27 protein-coding genes and 1 riboswitch are annotated in these 24,253 nt (G+C 35.3%); of the genes, 16 read left to right on the top strand and 11 right to left on the bottom strand.

What is annotated here, in order from left to right:
• Positions 1-39: 39 nt before the first annotated feature.
• A complete protein-coding gene (locus tag AC2CGR_RS10325; RefSeq protein WP_270185013.1) occupies positions 40-801 on the bottom strand; it encodes a class I SAM-dependent methyltransferase in 762 nt (253 codons plus the stop codon).
• Positions 802-997: 196 nt separating this feature from the next.
• On the opposite strand from AC2CGR_RS10325, the gene AC2CGR_RS10320 reads away from it, so the two are divergent.
• Positions 998-1,489 carry a DUF2716 domain-containing protein gene (locus AC2CGR_RS10320; protein WP_270185014.1) on the top strand — a complete coding sequence of 164 codons (492 nt, stop codon included), beginning with the start codon at positions 998-1,000 and terminating at the stop codon, positions 1,487-1,489.
• A gap of 64 nt (positions 1,490-1,553) precedes the next feature.
• Here AC2CGR_RS10320 and AC2CGR_RS10315 read toward each other — a convergent pair whose 3' ends face one another.
• The 3 genes from AC2CGR_RS10315 to AC2CGR_RS10305 all read right to left on the bottom strand — a co-directional run bounded on the left by AC2CGR_RS10315 (position 1,554) and on the right by AC2CGR_RS10305 (position 4,243).
• Positions 1,554-2,324, bottom strand: a complete 771-nt coding sequence (locus AC2CGR_RS10315; protein WP_484480795.1) for a DNA alkylation repair protein — start codon at positions 2,322-2,324, stop codon at positions 1,554-1,556.
• A 33-nt stretch (positions 2,325-2,357) separates the two neighbouring features.
• Positions 2,358-2,663, bottom strand: a complete 306-nt coding sequence (locus tag AC2CGR_RS10310) for an iron-sulfur cluster biosynthesis family protein (protein ID WP_484480794.1) — start codon at positions 2,661-2,663, stop codon at positions 2,358-2,360.
• Between the two features lie 113 nt (positions 2,664-2,776).
• On the bottom strand, positions 2,777-4,243 hold the full coding sequence (locus AC2CGR_RS10305) for an amino acid permease (RefSeq protein ID WP_139865997.1): 1,467 nt from the start codon (positions 4,241-4,243) through the stop codon (positions 2,777-2,779).
• A gap of 112 nt (positions 4,244-4,355) precedes the next feature.
• A riboswitch (Lysine riboswitch) is annotated at positions 4,356-4,548 on the bottom strand.
• Between the two features lie 324 nt (positions 4,549-4,872).
• Between AC2CGR_RS10305 and AC2CGR_RS10300 the strand changes: the two genes are divergently transcribed.
• Entirely contained in the window at positions 4,873-5,322 is a 450-nt protein-coding gene (locus tag AC2CGR_RS10300) for a GNAT family N-acetyltransferase (RefSeq protein WP_088309415.1), read from the top strand.
• A gap of 39 nt (positions 5,323-5,361) precedes the next feature.
• Here the strand turns inward: AC2CGR_RS10300 and AC2CGR_RS10295 are convergent, their stop codons facing one another.
• Entirely contained in the window at positions 5,362-6,372 is a 1,011-nt protein-coding gene (locus AC2CGR_RS10295) for a sulfite exporter TauE/SafE family protein (protein ID WP_131102487.1), read from the bottom strand.
• Positions 6,373-6,470: 98 nt separating this feature from the next.
• Here AC2CGR_RS10295 and AC2CGR_RS10290 point away from each other — a divergent pair, with 98 nt between their 5' ends.
• The 6 genes from AC2CGR_RS10290 (at position 6,471) to AC2CGR_RS10265 (ending at position 11,160) form a co-directional block, all read left to right on the top strand.
• On the top strand, positions 6,471-7,268 hold the full coding sequence (locus tag AC2CGR_RS10290; RefSeq protein WP_270185017.1) for a VOC family protein: 798 nt from the start codon (positions 6,471-6,473) through the stop codon (positions 7,266-7,268).
• A 14-nt stretch (positions 7,269-7,282) separates the two neighbouring features.
• Positions 7,283-8,209 carry an aminoglycoside phosphotransferase family protein gene (locus AC2CGR_RS10285; protein ID WP_087964546.1) on the top strand — a complete coding sequence of 309 codons (927 nt, stop codon included), beginning with the start codon at positions 7,283-7,285 and terminating at the stop codon, positions 8,207-8,209.
• Between the two features lie 13 nt (positions 8,210-8,222).
• Entirely contained in the window at positions 8,223-8,966 is a 744-nt protein-coding gene (locus tag AC2CGR_RS10280) for a metallophosphoesterase family protein (RefSeq protein WP_087964545.1), read from the top strand.
• A 174-nt stretch (positions 8,967-9,140) separates the two neighbouring features.
• Positions 9,141-9,812: a nucleoside/nucleotide kinase family protein gene (locus AC2CGR_RS10275; RefSeq protein WP_029438803.1), complete on the top strand. Its 672-nt coding sequence runs from the start codon at positions 9,141-9,143 to the stop codon at positions 9,810-9,812.
• A gap of 128 nt (positions 9,813-9,940) precedes the next feature.
• Positions 9,941-10,765, top strand: a complete 825-nt coding sequence (locus tag AC2CGR_RS10270; protein ID WP_087964543.1) for a DUF2785 domain-containing protein — start codon at positions 9,941-9,943, stop codon at positions 10,763-10,765.
• A gap of 80 nt (positions 10,766-10,845) precedes the next feature.
• On the top strand, positions 10,846-11,160 hold the full coding sequence (locus AC2CGR_RS10265) for a DUF3892 domain-containing protein (RefSeq protein WP_087964542.1): 315 nt from the start codon (positions 10,846-10,848) through the stop codon (positions 11,158-11,160).
• A gap of 86 nt (positions 11,161-11,246) precedes the next feature.
• On the opposite strand, the gene AC2CGR_RS10260 is transcribed toward AC2CGR_RS10265, so the two are convergent.
• The gene (locus AC2CGR_RS10260; protein WP_087964541.1) at positions 11,247-11,687 is read right to left on the bottom strand and encodes a YaiI/YqxD family protein; all 441 of its coding nucleotides are present in this window, start codon (positions 11,685-11,687) and stop codon (positions 11,247-11,249) included.
• 80 nt (positions 11,688-11,767) lie between these two features.
• Positions 11,768-13,210 (bottom strand): MocR-like pyridoxine biosynthesis transcription factor PdxR, encoded by a 1,443-nt coding sequence (gene pdxR, locus AC2CGR_RS10255; protein WP_087964540.1) that lies wholly within the window; start codon positions 13,208-13,210, stop codon positions 11,768-11,770.
• A gap of 125 nt (positions 13,211-13,335) precedes the next feature.
• On the opposite strand from pdxR, the gene AC2CGR_RS10250 reads away from it, so the two are divergent.
• Positions 13,336-14,247, top strand: a complete 912-nt coding sequence (locus tag AC2CGR_RS10250) for a DMT family transporter (RefSeq protein ID WP_087964539.1) — start codon at positions 13,336-13,338, stop codon at positions 14,245-14,247.
• 18 nt (positions 14,248-14,265) lie between these two features.
• On the opposite strand, the gene AC2CGR_RS10245 is transcribed toward AC2CGR_RS10250, so the two are convergent.
• Complete coding sequence (locus AC2CGR_RS10245; RefSeq protein ID WP_087964538.1) at positions 14,266-14,733, bottom strand: NUDIX hydrolase; 468 nt, start codon at positions 14,731-14,733, stop codon at positions 14,266-14,268.
• 96 nt (positions 14,734-14,829) lie between these two features.
• Between AC2CGR_RS10245 and AC2CGR_RS10240 the strand changes: the two genes are divergently transcribed.
• From AC2CGR_RS10240 to AC2CGR_RS10225, 4 genes are read left to right on the top strand one after another with little or no spacing between them, the layout of a single operon-like run.
• Complete coding sequence (locus AC2CGR_RS10240) at positions 14,830-15,237, top strand: DUF3980 domain-containing protein (RefSeq protein ID WP_131102480.1); 408 nt, start codon at positions 14,830-14,832, stop codon at positions 15,235-15,237.
• A gap of 17 nt (positions 15,238-15,254) precedes the next feature.
• Complete coding sequence (locus tag AC2CGR_RS10235) at positions 15,255-15,725, top strand: GNAT family N-acetyltransferase (protein ID WP_131102478.1); 471 nt, start codon at positions 15,255-15,257, stop codon at positions 15,723-15,725.
• 48 nt (positions 15,726-15,773) lie between these two features.
• On the top strand, positions 15,774-16,664 hold the full coding sequence (locus tag AC2CGR_RS10230; protein WP_270185020.1) for an AraC family transcriptional regulator: 891 nt from the start codon (positions 15,774-15,776) through the stop codon (positions 16,662-16,664).
• Positions 16,665-16,688: 24 nt separating this feature from the next.
• Positions 16,689-17,630 (top strand): serine hydrolase domain-containing protein, encoded by a 942-nt coding sequence (locus AC2CGR_RS10225; protein WP_087964533.1) that lies wholly within the window; start codon positions 16,689-16,691, stop codon positions 17,628-17,630.
• A 219-nt stretch (positions 17,631-17,849) separates the two neighbouring features.
• Here the strand turns inward: AC2CGR_RS10225 and AC2CGR_RS10220 are convergent, their stop codons facing one another.
• A complete protein-coding gene (locus tag AC2CGR_RS10220) occupies positions 17,850-18,605 on the bottom strand; it encodes a CPBP family intramembrane glutamic endopeptidase (protein ID WP_081102024.1) in 756 nt (251 codons plus the stop codon).
• A 227-nt stretch (positions 18,606-18,832) separates the two neighbouring features.
• Between AC2CGR_RS10220 and AC2CGR_RS10215 the strand changes: the two genes are divergently transcribed.
• Positions 18,833-19,870 (top strand): SDR family oxidoreductase, encoded by a 1,038-nt coding sequence (locus AC2CGR_RS10215; protein WP_270185021.1) that lies wholly within the window; start codon positions 18,833-18,835, stop codon positions 19,868-19,870.
• 59 nt (positions 19,871-19,929) lie between these two features.
• Here the strand turns inward: AC2CGR_RS10215 and AC2CGR_RS10210 are convergent, their stop codons facing one another.
• Complete coding sequence (locus AC2CGR_RS10210) at positions 19,930-20,721, bottom strand: DUF4240 domain-containing protein (RefSeq protein WP_046199299.1); 792 nt, start codon at positions 20,719-20,721, stop codon at positions 19,930-19,932.
• A 194-nt stretch (positions 20,722-20,915) separates the two neighbouring features.
• Between AC2CGR_RS10210 and AC2CGR_RS10205 the strand changes: the two genes are divergently transcribed.
• On the top strand, positions 20,916-21,383 hold the full coding sequence (locus AC2CGR_RS10205) for an NUDIX hydrolase (protein WP_484480793.1): 468 nt from the start codon (positions 20,916-20,918) through the stop codon (positions 21,381-21,383).
• A gap of 21 nt (positions 21,384-21,404) precedes the next feature.
• The gene (locus tag AC2CGR_RS10200; RefSeq protein ID WP_270185023.1) at positions 21,405-22,049 is read left to right on the top strand and encodes an alpha/beta hydrolase; all 645 of its coding nucleotides are present in this window, start codon (positions 21,405-21,407) and stop codon (positions 22,047-22,049) included.
• Between the two features lie 46 nt (positions 22,050-22,095).
• Here AC2CGR_RS10200 and tet read toward each other — a convergent pair whose 3' ends face one another.
• The gene (tet, locus tag AC2CGR_RS10195; protein ID WP_484480792.1) at positions 22,096-24,039 is read right to left on the bottom strand and encodes a tetracycline resistance ribosomal protection protein; all 1,944 of its coding nucleotides are present in this window, start codon (positions 24,037-24,039) and stop codon (positions 22,096-22,098) included.
• Positions 24,040-24,253: the final 214 nt, after the last annotated feature.

Here is a 24,253-nt window from a genome sequence, read left to right as displayed (position 1 = left end):
CGGAACAAAAAAGGAGGTGGCTTTGCCACCTCTTTTCCGTTAGTCACGAATCGCCTTAATGATAAACCGATGTTGCTTCACATCAAAATATCTTTTTTGCAAGATGATTTCATGTATACGATATAATTCCTCATAATACCTTTCGACAGTAAAATCAGAAATTTGCCACGGAATTGCTTTTAAATAATAGACAATAGCGCCAATATCATAAAAGCGTTGGAAAGGGAATTCTTCTTTTGCTTCTAAGATAGTAAATCCATTTTCCTGTAGTTCATTACATGCCGCTTCAAGCGACCAACTTGCAAATTCACTATTTAGTGGTGTGTCAAACTGTTCATTAAGTTCAGCGCAATCGAGACCACCAACTTGTTGTGTAAGGAACATTCCATTAGGAGAAAGAATTCTGTTTACCTCAGAAGCGGCATAGGATTCATGTTGATTCACAATTAAATCAAACTGTTCATCTTGAAATGGTAATACAGTATCGTCAGTCACCTCTACAACAGTAACCCCTAAAGGCTCTAATTTCTTTCGAGCAATTGGCACGTTTGGAGCGTAGCCCTCAGTAGCATAAATAGTTGACGGGAACGGTTGTAACATAGATAAAAACTCTCCGCCGCCAGTCCCCATATCGAGCATTGATTCTGCATGCTGCATAAGCTGGAAAGCAGTACTGCCGTACGACCATGATAAAGGCTCGCTCTTCATTCGGCCAGTTTCTGAAATAAAAGAAAAATCCCAGCCACTAAAGTTTGTATTTGCACTCTCTAATAAAGTTAATAATAATGGATCACGTTTCATACATTTGTCCTCCTATTTCGTAAATGAATGATATGATGAGAAAGGAAAAAGGGAGGACCTCTTATGAAAGAGAAGCGGTTTTACGTTTCGTGTTCGAATAGATTCATATAGATTCGCTCCTTGTGAGAATGGTTATTTATATATTCGGCATTATAGAGTGAAAATCCTTTGAACTTACATGGGAAGGTGTTGTTTAATGAAGAACTGGATGGAGTTTACAGACAAAGAGGATGATCGAATTTGGAACAAGTTATATAGTGAACTTGAGTTTTCGCCAAGTGTTTCTACATTTCCATCATTTAAGGTGCCAAGTCCTTTTATTACATATAATATTTCTCATTACTTTGGAGAATCGGTAGATTTAGATGTGTATGACGATTTGGAAGATAAAGCGTTACAAGTGTTTAAGGAAAATACAGCATCGAATGAATATATAATGGCACTAGATTGGCAACATGAGTGTTATTGGGTGAATCCTCACTTAGAGTTTGAAAGAAATGAATTTGATGAGTGGATTATACCAATATTTCCGAATGGAGATTACTACTTTTTTATTCAGAAGGACTTTAAGTGGGGGTATTTAGGTCATCCTTGGGAGAAGAGTATAACGATATTTGGAAAAGGATTAATAGAAAGTTTTGAAAGAAATAAGCCGAAAATGTTTCAAAATATTTTAAGGCAAGGATAATGTTTGAGAGAGAAAAAGTCCTTATACTTCATTTTTGAAGTATAAGGACTTTTGTTTAAAATACTCAAAAACAAAAATCTTTTGGTAAAGTACCATTTTTAATAACTGTTCTTAACCCATGTTTTATAATCCAAGGATTAACTGGATGCTGTTTATCACGCAATTGCTGCAACCATTGAAAAACAAGTTCTTTATCTTCTTTCGTAATATCATTAATATGATTGGCTATAGATTTTTGAACATATTTAGAAGGATCATTCATTAAAGGTTCAAGAAGCTGTAAATTGTACTTAAAGTCACCTTTTAGAGCACCTATTTTTTTAGCCCAAGGAAGTCTTGGTCTTGTACCTTCAGAAACTAATCTTCTAATGTGGCTGTTTTCGTCATGAATCCACTGTTGCAATATGTTTAGTGTGTCTTCTTGGTATGTTTGAAGAAAAGGCCGAATGGCATATTCAGCAGTATTCCTTTTCGTTATTTCATACATGGCGTTGAATGAGGTTTCAAAATCGTTAAGCCCATATTTTTCAACGTATTTTGCAATAGGCATGTACATATATCCATTTGTAAATGTGCCTACTTCTGTTGTATTTTCTGGTCCTAATGTTTTCAGTAATATATGTATAGCTGCATTAAAATCTTTTTGTAAAGCATTGTGTAATTCATCTGCCATTACTTCAATACGATGCTTTAACTCTAAGTTTTCAACTTTACATGTTACGGAAGATACAAAGTTTCTTTTAGAGAAAGTAGGATCGTGTTTACAAATGGAATCAGCTATTTTTTCTGCTAATTCTTCGTTAAATAAAAATTTTAATGGAACATAATTACCCATTTTTTCACCTCGGTGGTCAAATAAAAACAATTTTTATTTTTTAATCGACAATCCATAAACTAAAGTTTCATTCGGAGTCGTAATACTAAAACCAGTCGTTTTATAATCAAGTTTCACCGTATCACCAGTGTAGTCTTTCGTGAATGAATCCATTTGTACAATAAAATCAGCATCTTCATATACAACATCATCTGCAACATATGTATCCCAAATTAAATCGACATCAACGAATATACTACAAGAGTTTGTCATTGTCCCTCTAATGCGAATGATCTTTTTGTCTTCACGTTCTAATCTATGTATAGCTGCTTTTGCTTCATCAGTAATGCGAATGTTCATGGTATCCCAACCTTTATTTATATTTTCTTTATTATTGCAAAAACAGAAGAAATAGGGAAGCAAAGAGGTTTGTAATAAAAAACGAGCAAACAAATTTGTTTGCTCGTTTCACTTTATTTTAGTTCACATTTATCAAGCGGAATCACTTTCGTTTTTTTCGTAAATTTATATCCTAACCATAGTACTAAGAAGAGTGGTAAACCGATGTAAGAAACGAGTACGCCGTTCCAATCGATTGATTCACCCATAAATGCGCCGTAGTTTTGTCCTAAAATTACGATAATACAAAGTGTAAATGCGAAGATTGGTCCGAACGGGAACCATTTTGCTCTATAAGGTAAGTCATTTAAATCTTTTCCTTGTGCAATATATGCTTTACGGAAACGGTAATGACTAATTGCGATTCCAACCCAAGCGATAAAGCCAGACATTCCAGATGCGTTTAATAACCAAATGTATACAACACCGTCACCGAATAAAGAAGCAATGAAAGCAATACTACCAACAATTGACGTTACGATTAACGCGTTAACAGGTACACCGCGGCTATCTAATTTACCAAGAAACTTTGGTGCTTTACCTTGGCGAGCTAAATCCCAAAGCATACGAGTTGATGCATACATACCAGAGTTACCAGCAGATAGTACAGCAGTTAAAATAACAGCGTTCATAACAGAAGCAGCAAAGGCAACGCCCGCTTTTTCAAAAATAAGTGTAAATGGACTTACAGTAACATCACTTGCGGCAAGGCTTTCAGTTGTATAAGGAATTAATAAACCGATAACGAGAATCGCAAGGATATAGAATAAAAGAATACGCCAAAAGATAGAACGAATCGCTTTCGGAATATTACGCTCTGGATCAGACGTTTCACCAGCAGCTACCCCAAGTAATTCAGTTCCTTGGAAGGAGAAACCAGCAGCCATAAATACACCGATAATTGCCATGATACCACCGTTAAATGGTGCATCAGCAACAGTGAAGTTTTTGAAGCCAACCGTTTCGCCACCCATAATTCCGAAAATCATCATAAAGCCGACAATTAAAAAGATAATAATGGTAACTACTTTAATAAGTGCGAACCAATATTCAGATTCACCAAACCCTTTAACAGATAAGTAGTTTAAAAGGAAAATAATAGCTAAACATAATCCGCTCCAAATAAGAGAAGGGGTATCTGGGAACCAGAATTTCATAATTAATGTTACAGCTGCGAGTTCAGCAGCAATTGTAATGGCCCAGTTATACCAATAGTTCCAGCCAAGTGCAAAGCCAAGTGATGGATCAACAAATTTTGTTGCGTACGTGCTAAAAGAGCCAGTAACAGGCATGTAAGCTGCGAGTTCAGCTAAGCTTGTCATTAAGAAGTAAACCATAATTCCGATTGCGGCGTATGCAATTAATGCACCGCCAGGTCCAGCTGAATGGATGACACCACCGCTGGCAAGAAATAGTCCGGTACCAATTGTACCGCCGAGAGAAATCATCGTAAGGTGCCTTGATTTTAGACCGCGTCTTAATTCACCTTTTCCTTTTGTAGTTTCTGTTTTAGAGGTAGCTTGATTCGTTGCGCTATTCATGTTCAACACTCCTTTTCTTGTAAGATAGGAAGGAGCGGGGGAGAAAAATACAAAAAACCGCCAAAGGAATTTGGCGGAACGTTTCACAAATAACCACCCCATCATACCCTTCCGTTAAGATAGCACCCCACGTTTACACGGTAATTTTGTAAACGTGACAGTTCTGTTCCTTTCGGAGACAGCCCCAGCTCATATTTCTAGAGAAGAAATATAAACTTCGGCAACTTTTCCTTTCAAACGGAGTCAGTGACATTCTCTGTGTCTCGTCCGTTGTACTCTTAAAAGTCGCAACCTCTACCTCATCGGATTGATGAGGATTTGATATATTGCTAAGATTTTTAATATATGGCAATTGTAATGAGTTTCTAAATATATTGCAAGATATTTTGTTAGGAAAAGTCAAAAAATATCGGTTATTGTATAGGAAACGCTTGCAAAACTCCACCCGAACCTACTATTATGTAACAATAAGTAAAGAAAAAAATTGTTATACAAATGTTTCGCAAAAAATATTGAAAAACCCTTCAAAAATTAAAAGAAAATTCAGAAAATATAATTCGACATTCATAATAAGGTCATATTTTTTGTTATAATTAGAGTAACGTTTAAGCAAAAAAGGGGAAATCAAAATGAAATTAGAAACAGAAAGGCTTTATATAGTGCCTTGTACAGAAGAGAGTATACACGTTGCTAATGAGCAAGGATATAATAGTGGCCCGCATATTGTAGGACATGTAGAAAATGTAAAACAGGATAAGGATTTATTACCTTGGGGCGCCTGGTATGTCATTCGAAAAGAAGATGACATCGTTCTAGGTGATATAGGGTTTAAAGGGAAACCAAATGAGGAGCATACAGTAGAAATTGGTTACGGATTTATTGAGAAATATTGGAATAAAGGGTATGCGACAGAAGCTGTAAGAAAATTAATAAATTGGGCTTTTCAAACAGGAGAGGTAGAAACGATTATTGCAGAGACACTTCTTGAAAATAATAGCTCGATTCGTGTATTAGAGAAATTACATATGAAGAGAATGGGCACCACAGAAACGATGATTAATTGGAAAATAGAAAAATAAAAAATACCGCTCGAAGTATATCGGGCGGTATTTTTATCGTTATGGTAGCATTTGTTTTTGATCATTCGGATATCCGGCTGTCGGTGTGTTAGAATGCTTGGAATGATTACGAACAGCAATGAAAATAGAAATAATAACGACAAGACCAATTGCCACGTAAGAAAGTGAAATAATAGTTGGATCCACTTTAAATGTAGTAAGCAGTGTACGAATGTTTGTAAAGATTATAAGGCCACCAACTAATACGCCAAGTAAATGAGAAGGAACGATGCGTACTAACCATGCAGCAATTGGAGCCGCAACGATACCACCAAGCATGAGAGAAAATACCCAAACCCAACTTACTTGTTCCCAGCCGAGTGAGATGAAGAAACCAATTGTTGCAGCGAGTGAAACAGGAAACTCACTCGTATCTACAGATCCGATAACTTTTCTAGCTTCATTTCCTCTTGCTAAAAGTACAGGTGTCGTAATCGGCCCCCAGCCACCACCACCAGTTGAATCAACGAATCCAGCGAATAAGCCAAGCGGAACAAGTTGTTTAGCAGACATACGTTTCTTTGAAGTAACAACTTGTTTTTGAATAATGAATCGTAATAAAATATAAACCCCTAAAGTAAATAAAAATACAGAAATGTACGGTTTAATTACATCTCCAGGTAAATTGCTTAAAAAACATGCTCCAATAAATGCGCCAATTGCGCCTGGTAATGTAAGCCTGGAAACGGTATATTTATCAACGTTTCCAAATTTGATGTGAGATGCACCAGAAGCGGCGGTTGTAACGACTTCGGCTAAATGAACAGAAGCGGAAGCGACTGCTGGTGCGATACCGAACATTAGTAATAGTGAGGTAGATGTTACCCCGTACGCCATTCCAAGTGCTCCATCGATCAATTGAGCGAAAAATCCAATAATAGCAAAGACAATTAATTTCTGCATAAATAATCCCCCTGTAATAGTAAATGAAAAAGGCACTTTTCCCGTATGAGAAAAGTGCCTTTGGTTTTTCCAATCAGCAATAATTAAATTTGTTTCATTATAATACATATTAATCGTATAAATCAACTGGGTTTTGAAGTTTTTTGAATTGAACGAAAGAAAAATAAAATATACAATAAAAGGATGGAGAGAAAGGGGAGAAAGACATGTTATTATTTGATCACCTCGTACATGCAGTGAACTGTACACCGGAGGAAGCGGCAAAACAAATGCAGGCACTTGGATTTCATACTGCACTAGGCGGAGAGCATACTACTTGGGGTACTTGGAATAGTTTATGTTATTTTGATTTATCATATATAGAATTTTTAGCAGTTCAACATGAAGAAAAAGCGAAGAAAGCAGATAATCCATTAGTACAAGAAACGGTAGTGAAATTACAAGACGGAGAGGGTATGCTTCAAATCGCAATTCGAACAGATGAAATTGAAGAGCTAGCAGTAAAGTTTAGTAAGCACGGTTTACATACGATAGGACCGTTTGAAGGGAAACGTATGAGAAAAGATGGCCGCCTTTTAGAATGGAAAATGTTATTTGTAAAGCAAGAAGAGAACGGACCGAAATTACCTTTCTTTATACAGTGGAATGAAACGGACGAAGAAAGAAGAAATGATTTACGCAACGCTAGGACAATCGCGGAACATAAAAACAAAGTACAACAAATTGAAACGATTCATTACGCAGTGAAAAATGTTCGAGAAACAGTGCGAAAATGGAAAGAAGTAATGGAGCTAACTGCAAGCTCAGTCGTGAAAAATGATGAATGGAATGCTGATTGTCAAAGTGTATCATTTGGAGATATTCAAGTACAGTTTTGTGAACCGATTGGAGAAGGCCTAGTGCAAGAAAACATAAAGAATTATGGTGAATATCCATTTGCAGTGGAATGTAAAGGAGAAAATAAACGAGAGCATGAAGTATTAGGTAGTTTGTACATATATTAATAGAGGTGAACGTTGTGAATGAAATACTTAGAGAGATAGAGAGAAAACTAGAATGCCCTCGTATTGTAAAGTGTACAGCTATTTCAAAAGGTTTCTCACATGAAGAGAAACATAAAATAGAATTAGAAAACAAAGTAACATATTTTGTAAAAGTATGTGATGCAGTTCATTTTGAACGTAAACAAGAAGAATATACGTATATGAAACAATTAGAGTCATTACATATTCCAACGCCTAAGTTAATTCATTTCATAAAACTTGAGGAATTAAATAAATGTGTTCAAGTATTTGAATGGGCCCAAGGTGTAAATGGTGAAGAGGGCTTAAGTAAGCTATCGGCGGAAGAACAGTATCATGCAGGAAGAAAAGCTGGGGAAGTATTAAAGCGAATTCACTCAATTGAAAGAGAAAGTGCAAGTGATAAATGGGAAACATCTAGATGGAATAAATACGAAAAATACATAGAGGCATTAGCAGATTACGAAGTGGATTTTCTAGATTTGAAGCCAGTATTAACCTTTGTAGAAAATCATAAAGACTTATTAAAAAATCGTCCAATCACATTTTTACACGATGACTTCCATCCAGCAAATAGTATGATTCATAATAAGGAATTTATCGTTATCGATTTTGGTGGATATGATTTTGGTGATCCAATTCACGATTTTTATAATGTAGCGATTTTTACTACGAGAATAAGCAAACCATTTGCGGTTGGACAAGTCCATGGTTATTGCGGAGGCGAACCATCGCTTCATTTTTGGAAATTGTACTCCTTATATGCAGCAATGACATTCCCAGCGGATATCGTTTGGACAAATCGAAGCACGCCGCATTTAGTAGATGATATGAAGGAAAGGTTAAACGGAATTTTAGAAGATCATAATCAATTTTCATCCTATATTCCAAAATGGTACCAATCAAGTGAATGTAATAAATAGAGGAGGAATTCATATGGACAAAATAGCGGTAATTTCAGATATACATGGTAATATTCCAGCTTTAGAATCTGTACTACAAGATATTAAATTGAGAGGAGTCGAACGTATTATTTGTCTTGGAGATTTAGTAGGAAAAGGTCCCCATTCTAGCGAAGTGATTGAAATCATTCGTAAAGAATGTGAAGGAGTTGTAATGGGGAACTGGGATGATTTTATAACAAAACCGACTGAATTTGAAGCATTAAAATGGCATCAAAAACAATTATCGGAAGAACAAAATGATTATTTAAGAAGTTTACCATTTTCAATCGAATTTTTTATGAGCGGCAAACTCATTCGTATGTTCCACGCCTCACCGAGAAGTTTATATGAAAGAATTCAACCACACGCTACAAGAGAAGAGCGTATTAGTATGTTCGAAAATAGTGAACTCACAGAGAATATAGATGGGGAAAGAAAACCAGATGTCGTTTGTTACGGTGACGTTCACCAAGCATTCGTTCAAAATTTCAGAGGGAAAACGCTATGTAATGCTGGTAGCGTAGGAAATCCTCTTGAAATTACACAAGCTTCTTATTTAATATTCGAAGGAACTTACAATGAAAAAGAAGCAGCGAGCTTTTCCATCCAACTTGTACGTGTACCGTATGATATTGAACTTGCCATTCGATTAGCAGAAGAACTCGAAATGCCAGAAATTGAAGAGTATAAGCAAGAGTTACGGACTGCCTTATATCGGGGGTTTAAGGGAAAGTAAGCCAATCATAATATATCAACGATTTTTCAAATATATCTATCGTAACTTAAAATATATCAACGATTTTTTCGATATATCGACGATTCGACATAGGATATCGACTTACCGACAAATAGTGACATGAAAAAGTTAATTGTAATTTTGTTATGTAAACTAAGTGAAGGGAGAAATATCATGAATCGAAAACAACGTATGAAAGAAATAGTGGATCATATTTTAAAATTAAATTTAACCCATCCAACAAGAGTTGGAGTAAGCGGTATTACAGCTTCAGGAAAAACGACATTTGCAAACGAATTAGCGGAAGAAATAAAAAAACGAGGGTTACCAGTAATACGCGCTAGCATTGACGATTTTCATAACCCAAGAGTGATTCGTTATGCACAAGGTAAAGAATCTGCAAGAGGGTATTATGAAGATGCACACGATTATACAGCTTTCAAAGAAAGGTTATTAAAGCCTTTAGGACCTAATGGGAATTTACAGTATGAAACGATTTCTCATAACTTAATAACGGATATTCCTGTATATAATACGCCTATATTCGCTCAACCCAATATGGTACTCATAGTAGATGGAACATTTCTATTGAAAAAAGACGTTGCGCATTTATTTGATTACAAAATTTTTGTAGATACAGATTTTGAGATTGCGAGAAAACGTGGTGCAAGACGGGAAACTGAAGCTTTTGGAAGTTATGAAGAAGCTGAAAAAATGTTTTTAAACAGGTATCACGCGGCCTGTAAAATGTATATAGATGAGCATAATCCGAAAGAGTGTGCGGATGTTGTATTTCAGAATACTGATTTAGCAAAACCAGAACTTATATTTCATGAGCGAAAGTAATACACAATCAAAAGTATATGTATAGCCTTTTATTACTAGTTATAATTCTCGTATAATTATATTAGCTTTAGAAAGTGAAAAACGGGGGATAAGGCAATAAGAAACGCAAAAAGGGGAGAAAAAATATAATGAATGAAGTACTAGAATTAAAAGAAGAGCTACTACAAATTAAAAATAATAATTATGCTGTACCAGAGGACGTGGATGCATATCCATATGCGCAGTGGATGTTAGATTATATTGGATCACCTGATGCTGAATTACGTGATGATTTGATTTATAGTACGCTTCACACATGGATTACAAATGATGTGTTTAGACAAAAAGAATTACGAGGATTAATGCTACAAGCAATTAGTCCTGATTATTTATTTTATAAAATTGGTGAAAAGGGCACAGACTCTGTTTTTAAACGTGCATTCTCCGTATTAATTCCACCACTTATTTTATCTGTTCATGAAAGAGAACCGTTGTTATCCGAAGAACAACTGTACAGTGTAGCAGAACAAGTGCTGGAATATGTGTATTTAGAAGAAGACGTAAGAGGCTACGTAGAAGGAAAAGGATGGGCACACTCTACTGCACATGCAGCGGATGCGCTCGATGCATTAGCTCGTACCATACAAAATCGTGAGTTTTCATATGCGATTCTTGCAGCTGTTCGTCAGAAGGTTCGATTGAGTGATTACGTATATGTACACTTTGAGGATGAGAGATTAGTAAAGCCAATTATGTCTTTGCATAACCAAAATCTTTTAACGGAAGAAGAGTGGAGCAACTGGCTACATAGTATAGCAACTGTTGAAGATATCCGACATCCGCAGCATGCTATTTTAGTACAAAATATTAGATCTTTCCTAAGAAGTTTATATTTCAGAGTTTTAGAGACAGAGGGTAGTACAGCCTTTACAGATGATATATTAGAGACTTTGAAGGGGCTGCGTAGGTATTAGAAATACATTTTGTTAAGAGAAAAGCACATAAAACCAATACCTCCCAACCATACTAATAAAATGTGTTGGAGGTGAGTTTTATGGACAAAAAAGACTTTGAAAAAATTTATAATGATTATTTACATCAAGGAGAAGAGCAAGCTCAATTTGAAGTAGGCCATGAAGTCAATTCAGGAGCAGAACAAATTGTTGCCGTTCGTAAAAATGATGACGGGGATTTAATTGCTTTTAAAACAAGTAGCGGGAGAGAGTTAGATTATATGACTGCTCTTAGTGAAGCAAAATCAGGGAAGTTAGCTCATGTGGACGTATTTCATAAGTATGGAAGAGATATTATACGTAGTGAACCTGATGGAATAAAAGAAAATAACTTAGATAATTTACCTTCATTTTAAACGGGTAAACCCCAAGAAGAGAATGTTCATTTGGATATTCTCTTCTTTGTTTTGCGAAGTTTTTCTTGCAAATAGACGGTTCATTTTTAACGTGCGATCAAACTTTTAAAGAGCGCTCTAAATTTTTCTTTATCTTCTGCTGTAAATGGTTTCGGTCCCTTTGTACGTTTACCACTTTTTCGAACCATTGCACTTAAATATCGTGTTTGTAACAATTGTTCAATGTTATCATTCGTATACTTATAGCCTTTATGGTGTAGTACGATACAGCCTTTTGCTAAAGCAAGCGAAGCAAGACCGTAATCTTGGGTTACGATTAAATCTTCTTTTTGGGCTAACTGCATAATTCGGTAATCCGCAGCATCTGCTCCAGAATCAACATAAATTGTTTCTACGCCTTTTGGCTGCTCTGCATTAGAATAATGAGAAAAGCTTGTAACGAGGGTAACAGGAATTTCTGCCTTCGTAGCTTCAAAAATAATTACATCTTTTACAGGGCAAGCATCTGCATCAACATAGATTTTCATTGGTATCACTCCTATAACTAGGTTCGTGTTGATGATAATGGTAGATTTAGGTTTTGTCAAACGAGGGTTTGTATCTAAAGTTACTTTTCACAAACTAAAATAGCCTCCCGCAAACGAGAAATACCTTCCTCAATTTGATCAATATTCACTTTTCCATAAGATAAACGAATATAACCATCTTTCGCCCCGAAAATACTACCTGGCATAAAAGCAATTTCTTGTTTTAAGCTTTGCATAATGAGCTGTTTTTCGTTTATCGGTGCTTTTAATTTCCCCCATATGTATATACCGCCAGTAGGGTTTGAAAAAGAGATTTTATCGTGAAGTTGCTCGTTTAGAGCGCGGACGATAACGTCTCTTTTTTCTGCTAGTTGTTTTCGTAACGGTACGATATGAGACTGAAATGGTACAGTTTCGAAAAACTGCTGCATAAGCCACTGCGGGAAAATGCTCATACCTAATTCCATTTGGTGCCGTGCGTCAGATAACCTTTCTACGACAGACTGCGGAGCGACAAGCCAACCAACTCGTAAACCTGGTGCAATCATTTTTGATAAAGAATGTACATAAATGACAGTTCCATTTTCATCAATTGATTTTAAAGTAGGACAAGGTTGTTTCTTATCTAGCGTAAGTAAACTAGACGGATCATCTTCAACAATCGCAATTCGTAAGTCTGCACAAAGTGATAATAGTTTTTTTCTACGGTTTGGATGCAGCATTGTGCCCGTAGGATTTTGGAAGTTTGGATTTAAAAAGATCATTTTAATACGATGCTTCCGATATAGCTCTTGCACATCATCCGGATTAATACCATGTTCATCAACAGGTAATGGGAAAATACGAATACCTGCTGATTGGAATAACGGTAAGGAATAACAGTGTGAAGGACTTTCAAAAGCAACAGCATCACCTGGATTTAATAAACATTGTACGATAAGGTGCAAGGCTTGCTGTGCGCCAGATGTAATCATAATCGATTGTTCAGTCGCTTCAACTTTTAAATATTCCTTCATATATTTTACGACCGCTTGTCTTAGCGGGAGATAGCCTTGCGGATGATCGTAACTTAATGAATGCGTTAACGGTTGTTCACGTAAAATCGTTTGTAGTTGATCGTGAGGATAAAGATTACAACCGAGTTCTCCATTAGCGAAATCAATCATATTTTCATTTTGTTGTACTTCTGCCCGAATATGACGAAGTAACGGTAGGTTCGGTAAAAAAGTACCACCTTCTACGAAATTTCTCCAGTTCGGCGTTAATGTTGGAGAAACGCCCCACATATGTGTACTCACACGTGTACCTTTACCAGTCGTACTTTCTACAATTCCCATAGCACGAAGTTCATTATAAGCAGTTGTTACTGTACTACGGTTTACATTTAACTGCGTAGCTAATTTCCGCTCGGAAGGTAGGAAGCTACCTGGAGGAAGTTCTCCATATGTAATACGTTTTTCAATAAAGTCAACAACTTGCTGATAAATAGGGATTTTACTGTCACTATCTAGTTTCCATTCCATAAAAAACGCCTCCGTATCTCTTATATAAATCCAGTATAGCAAATTGGCTGGGTAAAAAAACAGCCAATTGGACGGTGTTATATCCAGCCAATTTTACTATGCTAAATATGGAAGGGGAGATTTGGATGAAAAGATGGCAAATGGAATGGCTCCTAGTATCAGTTGCATTAGTATGGGGAGCAAATTATACAATAGGAAAGTATGGCGTGGCATTTATGTCATCCATTCAATTTAATAGTTTACGATTTTTAGTAGCATCACCGGTATTATTACTTATTACTTTTATGATGGAACGCTCATTACGTATTGAAAGAAAAGATTGGTTACGATTAGTAGCAGTCGGCATCGTTGGAACGGCAATGTATCAAACGATGTTTATGCTATCTGTGAAATATACTTCAGCAACGAACGCCTCATTATTAATTGCGATGTCACCTATATTTACAGGGATATTAGCAGTATTACACAAGCAAGAACGTTTTTCGATGAAAGTACAAATTGGTTCAATCGTAGCGTTTATTGGTGCAGCATTCGTTTTATTAACAGGACATACAGGAGGAGCTACTTACGAGTATGCGTGGCTCGGAAATATAATTGGATTAGTCGCAGCAATTGCGTGGGGATGGTATCCAATTTTAGCGCAGCCTCTCATTACAAAATACTCCGCAATGAGAGTCACATCATGGTCAACTTTAATTGGAATTGTACCTCTCGTTGTATATTGTTTATTCAACGTAAATACATTAACGTGGCCAGTAGACATGCCAAGCTGGGGGTCTCTAGCATATTCAATCGTCTTCGCGACAATCTTCGGACTTGCAATGTGGTATGTCGGTATTAGTAAAATCGGCTCAACGAAAGTAATGGTTTATATGTATCTTGTACCATTGTTCGCAGTTATCTTTGCGGCAGTAACTATTGGAGAGCAAATCAATATGATGCAACTCGTTGGCGGACTTATTATCTTTGTGGGTCTATATGTTGTAAAAAAAGGTGGAATCAAAAAGCCAGCTCTCAATTTGAAAAAAGTAAGTTAACAGTAAAAAAGATCTCTTTCATATAGAAGGAGATCCTTTTTGTTTTCGTAATAAAAGCGCTTGTTCAACAGCCCATTTTTGATGATCATGAAGTAAATATTCTATAGCATGTAATGGAGACATCCACCTTAGAACATGATCCTCCTCGCAGCTTTCAGTTTGTTTCTGCACCATGTTCGCAATATAAAAGAAACCATCATTTAAATAATATGTATCTTCCTTTTCCGCATAAAAATATCGAGCTGCATTACCGATATATTGATCAATTTCAATTGCCCATCCTAATTCCTCTAGTATTTCACGATGCACACATTCTTCTTTTGTTTCATTACCTTCCATACCGCCACCAGGTAAAAAGTAGCCTTCTCCTTTTTGGATAATAGCAATCTTTGAAGAAGTAGAGTTAAAAATAATTACATAACAACTAGGTCGTAATACATATTGCTCCGTAGGCTTTTTATAGCCAAAAGTAAGTTTAGATATCATAAAACACGTCACCTCTCTATAAAATGCATAAAAGGGATAATAAGGTAAAAATGGAATTGTATAAGTATAATCTTACGAGATTGGAGTGATAACAAAATGATAAATCGAAAGTGTTCGCGCTGTAAAGAAATTACAGGTGCATTGCATGGTGGTAAAAAAATTAAGGAAGAATTTTTATGTGAAGACTGTTTGCAAAAAGGAATTGCGAGTGGAGAAATCGAATTATCACAAGTGGAGCAAGAACAAACTTCGTATCTTTCTATAAAGATATTAAAAATAATGAGTGTGATTTATTTAATAGAATCTATTTTAATGGCTTTTTCAACTGGTCCATTTATACATAATCTTGGGTTTGATGAAATATCCATTTCAGGATCCGAATTAGGTTTAATAAGTATTGTTATGCTAGGTTCTATATTCCAGTCTGTTCTTGTATTTTGCGGGATATGGGTATTCATCCTTTTAGTAGAAACGGTCATTAAAATTTATGAAAAAATGAAGTGAGTGAGAGGGAGAAACATATGCGAGTAAGAAACATTCAAGGGGAAGATTATGTAAAGATTCATTCTATTTTAAATGATTGGTGGGGCGGTAGAGATATGGCTGACATGTTGCCAAAATTGTTTTTCGTTCATTTTCAAGAAACAAGTTTTATCATTGAAGAAGATGGCGAAACGTTAGGTTTCTTATGCGGATTCTTTTCGCAAACGCATAAAGAGGAAGCGTACGTTCATTTTATCGGGGTAAATCCGAAGTATAGAAGAAGAGGAATCGCATCGACATTGTATTCTTATTTCTTTGATGTCGCTCGTGCAAATAACCGTAAAGTTGTAAAAGCAATCACATCACCAGTTAATAAAAAATCGATACAGTTTCATAGGGAGATTGGCTTTCAAATTGAGGCTGGGGATGATGAAGTAGAGGGTGTATCGGTACATACAAATTACGATGGGAACGGCGGTAGTAGAGTTTTATTTTTGAAACATGTGTAAAAGTAGGCTAGCGAAAAGTTAGCCTTTTTGTTGTGAGGAGCTAGAAGTATGGAGAGTAAACAAAGTAGAAATGAGTATTTACAGTGCATATACAAAGTACAAAATTATATAGAATTACACATAAATGATTCACTTTCAATTGAAGAGTTAGCGGATATAGCAGGATTTTCAAAGTATCATTTTCATAGAATTTTTAAAGGGATAGTAGATGAACCATTATCTCGGTATGTAAACCGATTGAAACTGGAAAGGGCAACAAACCTTCTTACATACCGTTCGGATATGACGATTACTGACATCGCTTACCATTTTGGTTTCACAGATTCAGCAGTTTTCTCCCGTACATTTAAAAATTATTACGGAGTAAGTCCGTCTCAATATCGAAACGACAATAGCAAGAATTGCAAAGACGTAAGAAGAACTTCTCAATACAATGAATGTAAGAAGGTTCGAGGGAATGTTGAAATTGTAACTGTGGATGATATAAACGTCGCATACATAAGACATACAGGTACATATAAAGAGTTAACTATAGCTTTTCCAGAAATGATAGAGAAACTATTTCATTACGCAGTTGAGCAAAACTATCATGTATTTGAGGATACGAAAGTATTAACCATTTACCACGATCATCATGAATTTACTGAGGACTATCATTTAAGAACAAGTTTATGTATAACAATTCCGGATGCGTCCACAGTAGAAATGAGTGATATTGGAATAATGATAATACCTTCAGGCAAGTATGCAGTAGGACATTTTGAAATATTCCAAGATGAATATAAGGGAGCGTGGGACTTTATATATGGTGAGTGGCTGCCAAATAGCGGATATAAACCGAGAGACTCGTATCCTTTTGAAGTATATAGAAATGACCCAAAGCAGCATCCAAAGCATAAACATATAGTTGACATATATGTACCTATCGAACCTTTTTAATTATAGGTTAAAGGGGAAAGAATAATGAAAACTGCTGAAAAGTTAGATCAGATTATAAAAGAAGAATATGAAAATATGAATGGTATGTTAGTAGTGCAGAAAGGTAATGTTATTTTTGAAAAATATTATAACGGTTACGGTCCAGATGATGCATTTCACATAGCGTCAGTCACAAAAACGATAATCTCTGCGCTAATTGGGATATGTATAGATAAGGGCTATATAAAAAGCGTTGATCAAAGAGTAATAGAATTTTTCCCGGAATATAACGTTAATTCATCTGAAGTAACAGTAAGCCATCTTCTAACGATGACAGCTCCACATCCATTCGTAGACTGGCAGGAACCGTTAGAAGAACTATGTACACAACAAGATTGGATACAATATACGTTAAATAGGATAGGAAACGGCGGAGAAATTGGATCTTTTAAATATTCATCTGCAGGAGCTCATTTATTATCAGCAATTATTACGAGCGTAACAGGAAAAAGTGCGCGTGAATTTGCGAATGAACAGCTATTTCAGCCACTCGGCATGAGAGAAATTCCAAACTACAATATGAAAGCGTTTGGATTTGATGACTTATTCGGAAAAGATGTAAAAGGATGGGTTCATGATCCAAATGGTATTTCGACAGGCGGCTGGGGACTAGCGTTAACAGTTAAAGATATGGTTAAGTTTGGACAGCTGTATTTGAATGAAGGTAATCATAATGGAAAACAAATACTATCAAAATCATGGATAAAAGAATCGACAGAAATGAACCAAAATCAATATGGTTACTTATGGTGGTTACGAGAAGAAGATGGAATCTTTTCATACTGTGCAATGGGTGATGGTGGGAATGTGATTTGTTGTATTCCGAAGCAGGATTTGGTTGTAGTAATTGCTTCTGAAGCTATGCCGAATGCACGGGATAGATGGGAATTAATTAAAGGGTGCATACTTCCTTATTTAAAAGATTAATATGGTTATTTTTATAAAAATAAGAATGAAGGTTTAGTTAAACTTGTTTTGTTCTTCATGATAGAAAAAAGTGTGGTGTTAACAAAATTATGTAACTAAGATTATAAAACTTCAACACCTATACGATTATTAAATAATTGCAAGGTGTTGAAGTACTTTATAATCTATTAAAGCTGCTTTCAACTAAAAGAAGAAACATCTTTTTTCTTAGCTGTTTAACTATTTTTTAACTTTGTGAAGTATAAGATACATCGTGCCCAGCACAATTGCTAGTAAGGTAAATTTAATTAATTCTATTAGGCTGGTATCCCACTTGTTTTGTACGACATCTGTTAAATAAAATACATTAAACATACCATGTAAAATTGCGGGTGATATTACAGAACCGCCATATTCTCTCGTGTACGTTAAAATTATAGATAATATAAATAATAAAGAGAGATAACTTAATATTCCTACAAGCTGAAACTCATAATTTTTATAAAAGATTGCTATTGGTAAATGCCATGAAGACCAAAGCAAAGCTATAATAATAGCTGTTTGCATGAATGAATATTTTTTTCGTAAATAGTAATGAAAATTCCCTCGCCATATAATCTCTTCTAATAATGCAGATAAAGATCCAATTGTAAGACCAACGAGCAAGAGAAATCCTAATTCATTCCAATGATGATATAAGAACTTTATATCATAATTATAAAAATAGAAATGGAGACATAGTCCTAGAAGTAGTGGCAATAATATAGAGAAAATTAGTGTTTTTATTTTTGGACGTGAAATTCCAAATGTATGAACTATTTTTTGTTTCTTATATAATGTTTGAAATAAAATAACAGCTAAAAGTGGAACAACCATTGTAAACCCCAAATAATTACGACCATTTTCTATGTTCAGCAAGATGATATATACAAGTGATGTGAGAAAATAAATACATAATGTTGAATGATAAACTATGTGTTTATTCATATTCTTCACCTGCCTAAGTATGTATAAGTGGTTAATCGAATATCCGATATTTTAATTATATATGAAATGGAAATCGACAGAATGAATATTTCCATATTATTGTTTTTAACATAGAAAAAGTGTCGAAATTACATATATTGAACTTGTAGAAAAAATTTAATTATCCCCCGTAACTTTTTACAACAAAAAATCGTTAAACAAAAGAATAGATTTTTTATCACGAATGGGGGAGAACCATGAGAATTCTAATACTAGGCGGTACACGATTTTTAGGCAGAGCTTTCGTAGAAGAGGCTTTACAGAGGGGGCATGAAGTTACATTATTTAACCGCGGAACAAACAAAGAAATTTTTCCTGAAGTGGAGCAGCTTATTGGGGACAGAAATGGTGATGTATTAAGTTTAGAAAATCGAAAATGGGATGTTGTCGTGGATACATGTGGATTTTCTCCGCATCACATTAGAAATGTTGGGGAAGTACTTAAAGATAATATTGAACACTATCTCTTCATCTCAAGCCTTTCCGTATATAAAGATTGGATTCCGTATGACATAAAAGAAGACTATATATTACAACCTGAACCGACGGAAGAGCAAATAAAGGCTGTAGAGAATGGTGAAATATCTCCTTATGAGCATTATGGTACGCTGAAAGTATTATGTGAAAAAGAAGCAGAGAAGTATTGGCCGGGGCGTGTTTTACTCGTAAGAGCAGGACTGCTTTCAGGAATGTTTGATTATACAGATCGACTTCCATACTGGATTCAGCGTGTAGCAAAGGGAGGAGAAGTGTTAGTTCCAGGAAGAAAAGAGCGTCCAGTGCAGATAGTTGATATAAAAGACGTCGCAAACTGGGGACTCAACATGGCAGAAAACAATAAAGCAGGTATATTCAATGTTACAGGTCCGAATGATGAATTGACGATGGAAGAGCTATTAAATACGTGTAAAAAGGTTACGAATAGTGATGCTGAATTCATTTGGGTAGATGAGTCATTTATGAAGGAACAAAAAATAGAGCCTTGGACAGAGATGCCTTTATGGATTCCGGAAACTTTTCCATTAGAAGGGGAAACGAAGCCGTGGAAAGGTGGATTTTCAATTAGTATTGAAAGTGCTGTTAAAGAAGGACTTACTTTTAGAAGGTTAGAACATACAGTTACAGATGTGTATAAGTGGATGAAGAGTGTGGACGAATGGGAATCAAAAGCAGGTATTTCAAGGGAAAGGGAAAAGATGTTATTGGATAAGCGGTATGAAAAAAAGAGAGTTTAAATAAGAATCTTGTGAAAAAAGGACTCTGTTTATTGATTAAACAGAGTCCTAATATGAATCTACCACTCAATCGGTTCTTCTCCGTACATCTCCCATAGTTTAGGAAACATCTTTTTTAAACCTTCTTCATCGTCTTCATCCCAGTCAAATTCAAAATCTACATCGTCGAATTCTTCATTAGATAAGACATGGTAAAGTGTAAAGTAAGTATCATCTTCGTCACCAGTTTTTTCTGCATATACAGTGAAACCGAAATATAAAGAAAGTTCTTCTATTTCTGGAACGTCATACTCACTCAAATTTTCTAATACAGGAATTAATCGTTCTGGATCTTCAATACAAGCTTCGTATGTCTCTTTTCCTTGATATAATAACCATCCACGGAAGTAATCAAAAGTATCATCTGAACAGCCACCCATAATAATATAAGTGGCTGCCCATAAACGGGAGGTATAGGAATCTTTCAAAATACGATGCATATGCGTATCAAAAGCAACAATTTCATGTACTGTACGTTTAGCAAGGTGGGAAGTAAGCCATTCTATTTGTTCTTCTTGGTCCTCACCTTTCGTTTTTGCACGATGAAGTAGTTCCCAAAATTCTTCTTCGGTTATCGTCTTTTCTTTTATGTAATCTTCCCCTTGAATAGGGTCTATATATCCTTTTTTACGTTTGGAAGCAACTAGTTTATTAGCTTCTTTCATACATTCTTCTTCTGTTTCAAACTCTTTCGCTTTCACACTGCCAGCTGTGCCAATTTTTCCGTAAAACACAACATAGTCCTTTTCTTTCACAACGATTTTCCAAAACTTATTTGATTTCTCAGTTTGCTGGATTAATAACGTTTCCATCCGTACCCCCATCATGTTTTTCTAGTGTGCAATGTGATTGTAACATATGTATATGCACTTGTAATGATGAAAAATAAGAGTTTAGAAAATTCGAAAATGATTGAATAAAGTAAATGGATTTAGTAACCTTATTTGTACAGTAATTACATAATTGTTTTGTGATAATTCGATATTTATATAAAGGGGCGTTACGGATGGATCTTACATTTAAAGTAGAGAAAACATGTTTTAACTACCGCGTCGGAGCAATTTGTAAACAGGATAATAAAATACTTATTCTGCAAGGGGACGGTGAAGATTTTTGGTACGTACCGGGCGGTCGAGTGAAAATGCTAGAAAATAGTGAAGACGCGTTAAAACGAGAACTTGCAGAAGAACTAGGCGTTCCTATTAAAGGGAAGAGACTAATATGGTCAGTAGAAAATTTCTTTACACTTTCTGAGCGAAAGTTTCATGAGATTAGTTTTTATTATGAAGTAGAGCTAGATGAATTGCCTGCAAATGGAGCGGATCAATATATTTTGGAAGAAGAGGGTAGAACGTATTTGTTTAAGTGGGTGCCGGTAGAAAAGTTACATGCATATAATTTACAGCCTGCATTTATAAAAGAGAAAGTAAAGGCTGTATCAGTTCATACAGAACATATCGTTTTACAAAAATAAACGTATTCGGAGGGAAAAAGGGTGAAGGGGACTAAAAAAGAGGTACATATAAATGACAAAGTAATTCGTTACACACATATCGAAAAAGGTTCTAGTACGGTTTGCTTTATGTTTTCAGGTTCAGGATACAATTACGATAAGCCGTTATTTTATTACGCGACGATGCTTATGCTTGAACATAAAATTGATGTTGTACATATTCATTACTCTTACGACGAACAGGTAATGAATAAACCAATAGAAGAACTAACGAAAGTAATGATGGATGATATTTATCCTATAATGAATGAAGTATTAAAAGGTGAGCAATACAACGAGACTTTGTTTTTAGGGAAGTCACTCGGAACGATTCCGATTGCAAATGATGTAATGAAGAGAGAAGAGTTTTTACAGTCAAAAATGATACTACTTACACCTTTACTAACATTTGAATCTATTTTCGACTCCATTTTACATAGTCAACACGAAGGGCTTTTAGTTATTGGGGATAAAGATCATCAATATAATGCAGATCAAGTTAAGCAGTTATATAAAACGAATTTAACGATCGATGTTATCAAAAATGCAAATCATTCTGTAAATGTGGGGGAATATGAAACAGAGAATTCAATTGAAGCGATAGCAAATATAATAGAAAAGCTTCAAGAAGTTGTTAGGAAAAAATAACTTATCAATACATGCAAAAAGAGGTGCAATTTGCACCTCTTTTACTTTAATAAGCCTTCAACACATGAAGCAAATAATCTTTCCGGTTCAGCGGATTATAATCAACACGTTTTCGAGTAGGGAAGGGAGCCGAAATTTTTGTGAAACCAGCTGGCTTCGTTGTAAATATTCCTTCTCCTTCAGTGAATGAATGAAGCATTCGCTTAAAATTCTCTGTTTTCGTAACAGGTAATGAGCCTGTTAATTGATAAGAATCATTATTGAATATAGGCTCTGCAAAAGTCGCTGGAATGGCAGCGAGCTTATACATTGCAGTACTAATTGCATGCTCTGGTACAGTTAATTCAAACTTATTTACTGGTTCATATACATATGTTTCAGCTTGCTTTAAAGCATCCATTAAAACGAGCGGCGTTAAGTTTCTAAAGTCACTCGCTGTTGTAACAGGACTAGCATAACCTGTATGCGTTAACGTGACAGAAATGTCCGTAACTTCCCAACCGTATAAACCTTGTTTTAACGTTTGAAATACAGTATCTTCAATCGCTTTATGAAATGCTAAAGGTAGTGAGCCAAGTTCAACGCCTAATGTATATGTTATGCCAGAATTAAGTTCACCACGTTCAACTTTGAATCCGACTGTTGCGTAAAATGGATTCGCTTTTTCATCCATTACTTCGACGGAATTTCCAATGCCAATTGGTTTTTCAATACATACAACTCGCGTATTTGAAAAAGTAACCTGCAAATTATATTTCTCAAAAAGAGTCGTTTCAATTACTTCTTTTTGTACTTCACCGAAAAGGCGAATATATAGTTCATTATGAACATCGTCTTTCCATACTTGAATGAGTGGATCTTCTTCACATAGTTCCATAAGTGCAGCGTATAAATCATGAATTCGTTCTTTAGGTACTGCATCAATGGCTGCTTCCATTTGTGGTTCGGCAAAGTGAATGTCTTTTATATAATCAGTTCGTTCACCGATAATATCACCAATTTTAATATCATTTAGTCCCCACACCTTGCAAAATTCTCCACTAGGAACGGTAGAAATTTGAATGGCATCTCCATTATGAAATAGGCACATTTTTTTAATCTTTTCCTTATGTGGTAGAGACTCATTTCGCTGAATATCCACATATTTTCTAATGTGTAAACTACCTGAAAAAAGTCTTACATAAGCAATCTTTTCTCCAGAAGGTTCACGTTCAATTTTAAAAACAACACCAGATAATTCTTCATCTGGAGACGAATTATTAGCTGGAAGTAAGGCTGAAATATTTTCAAGGAGTTCAGTTACTCCTATACCTGTCATTGCTGAACCGAAAAAGATTGGATACACATTTGCTTGCTGTATTTTTTTCTCTAGTTCTTTTTTTAAAAGTGCGTCTGGTACGATTTCGTTATTTACATATGAGGTGAGTAATGATTCATTATATGGTGCTAACAATTCTACGCAATCGTCATATGATTTATATTCAATAATACGAGCTTCCTTTGTTCCTTCGTTTTGGACAGAGTAGAAGGGGAATGCTTCATTTGACAGAATCTCTTTTATTTGCTTTACAACTTTTTCACTATTTGCGCCACTACGGTCTATTTTATTAACAAATAGTATAGTCGGTATGTTTAGTTTCTGTAATGTCCGCATTAAAATCTTCGTTTGTGCTTGCACACCTTCAACGGCAGAAATAACTAAAATCGCACCGTCTAAAACGCGAAATGATCGCTCCACTTCAGCGATAAAATCGGCGTGTCCAGGTGTATCAATGACATTTACTTTTATATCATCAATAAAGAAAGACACGACAGATGCTTTAATCGTAATGCCACGCTGTCTTTCTAATTCCATTGAGTCAGTTTGCGTGCTTCCACTATCAACTCGACCAACTTCTTTAATCACATTCGTTTCATAAAGAATACGCTCAGTCAAACTCGTCTTGCCAGCGTCTACGTGCGCGACAATCCCTATATTTAATGTTGTCATATATCAATATCCTCATTTCATTTTCCATTTTCATTTCCTCATTTCTATTTGTGTATTGCCGCATTACAATCACTCTCCAGTCATTTAAATTATTACTATTATAATGTAATTTACATTTTTTGTAACGCGACAAAGCGCCTTGATTTGGAAAAATAAAAATGAAAACAAAAAGCTTGCAATCTAAATCGATATAGATTATATTAATTGACATATC

Source organism: Bacillus sp. LSHTCR4 (genome assembly GCF_057197025.1).
The sequence above is the reverse complement of the archived record's forward strand: the minus strand, read 5'-3'. Positions and strand labels throughout refer to the sequence as shown.

Excerpts from the sequence above, each read along its gene's own strand:
- AC2CGR_RS10215 (WP_270185021.1), top strand. The coding sequence starts at position 18,833 with ATGAGAATTCTAATACTAGGCGGTACACGATTTTTAGGCAGAGCTTTC.
- tet (WP_484480792.1), bottom strand. The coding sequence starts at position 24,039 with ATGACAACATTAAATATAGGGATTGTCGCGCACGTAGACGCTGGCAAG.
- AC2CGR_RS10300 (WP_088309415.1), top strand. The coding sequence starts at position 4,873 with ATGAAATTAGAAACAGAAAGGCTTTATATAGTGCCTTGTACAGAAGAG.
- AC2CGR_RS10240 (WP_131102480.1), top strand. The coding sequence starts at position 14,830 with ATGATAAATCGAAAGTGTTCGCGCTGTAAAGAAATTACAGGTGCATTG.
- AC2CGR_RS10315 (WP_484480795.1), bottom strand. The coding sequence starts at position 2,324 with ATGGGTAATTATGTTCCATTAAAATTTTTATTTAACGAAGAATTAGCA.
- AC2CGR_RS10245 (WP_087964538.1), bottom strand. The coding sequence starts at position 14,733 with ATGATATCTAAACTTACTTTTGGCTATAAAAAGCCTACGGAGCAATAT.
- AC2CGR_RS10205 (WP_484480793.1), top strand. The coding sequence starts at position 20,916 with ATGGATCTTACATTTAAAGTAGAGAAAACATGTTTTAACTACCGCGTC.
- AC2CGR_RS10295 (WP_131102487.1), bottom strand. The coding sequence starts at position 6,372 with ATGTATTATAATGAAACAAATTTAATTATTGCTGATTGGAAAAACCAA.
- AC2CGR_RS10250 (WP_087964539.1), top strand. The coding sequence starts at position 13,336 with ATGAAAAGATGGCAAATGGAATGGCTCCTAGTATCAGTTGCATTAGTA.
- AC2CGR_RS10290 (WP_270185017.1), top strand. The coding sequence starts at position 6,471 with ATGTTATTATTTGATCACCTCGTACATGCAGTGAACTGTACACCGGAG.
- AC2CGR_RS10280 (WP_087964545.1), top strand. The coding sequence starts at position 8,223 with ATGGACAAAATAGCGGTAATTTCAGATATACATGGTAATATTCCAGCT.
- AC2CGR_RS10210 (WP_046199299.1), bottom strand. The coding sequence starts at position 20,721 with ATGGAAACGTTATTAATCCAGCAAACTGAGAAATCAAATAAGTTTTGG.
- AC2CGR_RS10265 (WP_087964542.1), top strand. The coding sequence starts at position 10,846 with ATGGACAAAAAAGACTTTGAAAAAATTTATAATGATTATTTACATCAA.
- AC2CGR_RS10235 (WP_131102478.1), top strand. The coding sequence starts at position 15,255 with ATGCGAGTAAGAAACATTCAAGGGGAAGATTATGTAAAGATTCATTCT.
- AC2CGR_RS10320 (WP_270185014.1), top strand. The coding sequence starts at position 998 with ATGAAGAACTGGATGGAGTTTACAGACAAAGAGGATGATCGAATTTGG.
- AC2CGR_RS10305 (WP_139865997.1), bottom strand. The coding sequence starts at position 4,243 with ATGAATAGCGCAACGAATCAAGCTACCTCTAAAACAGAAACTACAAAA.
- AC2CGR_RS10260 (WP_087964541.1), bottom strand. The coding sequence starts at position 11,687 with ATGAAAATCTATGTTGATGCAGATGCTTGCCCTGTAAAAGATGTAATT.
- AC2CGR_RS10275 (WP_029438803.1), top strand. The coding sequence starts at position 9,141 with ATGAATCGAAAACAACGTATGAAAGAAATAGTGGATCATATTTTAAAA.
- AC2CGR_RS10310 (WP_484480794.1), bottom strand. The coding sequence starts at position 2,663 with ATGAACATTCGCATTACTGATGAAGCAAAAGCAGCTATACATAGATTA.
- AC2CGR_RS10225 (WP_087964533.1), top strand. The coding sequence starts at position 16,689 with ATGAAAACTGCTGAAAAGTTAGATCAGATTATAAAAGAAGAATATGAA.
- pdxR (WP_087964540.1), bottom strand. The coding sequence starts at position 13,210 with ATGGAATGGAAACTAGATAGTGACAGTAAAATCCCTATTTATCAGCAA.
- AC2CGR_RS10325 (WP_270185013.1), bottom strand. The coding sequence starts at position 801 with ATGAAACGTGATCCATTATTATTAACTTTATTAGAGAGTGCAAATACA.
- AC2CGR_RS10230 (WP_270185020.1), top strand. The coding sequence starts at position 15,774 with ATGGAGAGTAAACAAAGTAGAAATGAGTATTTACAGTGCATATACAAA.
- AC2CGR_RS10270 (WP_087964543.1), top strand. The coding sequence starts at position 9,941 with ATGAATGAAGTACTAGAATTAAAAGAAGAGCTACTACAAATTAAAAAT.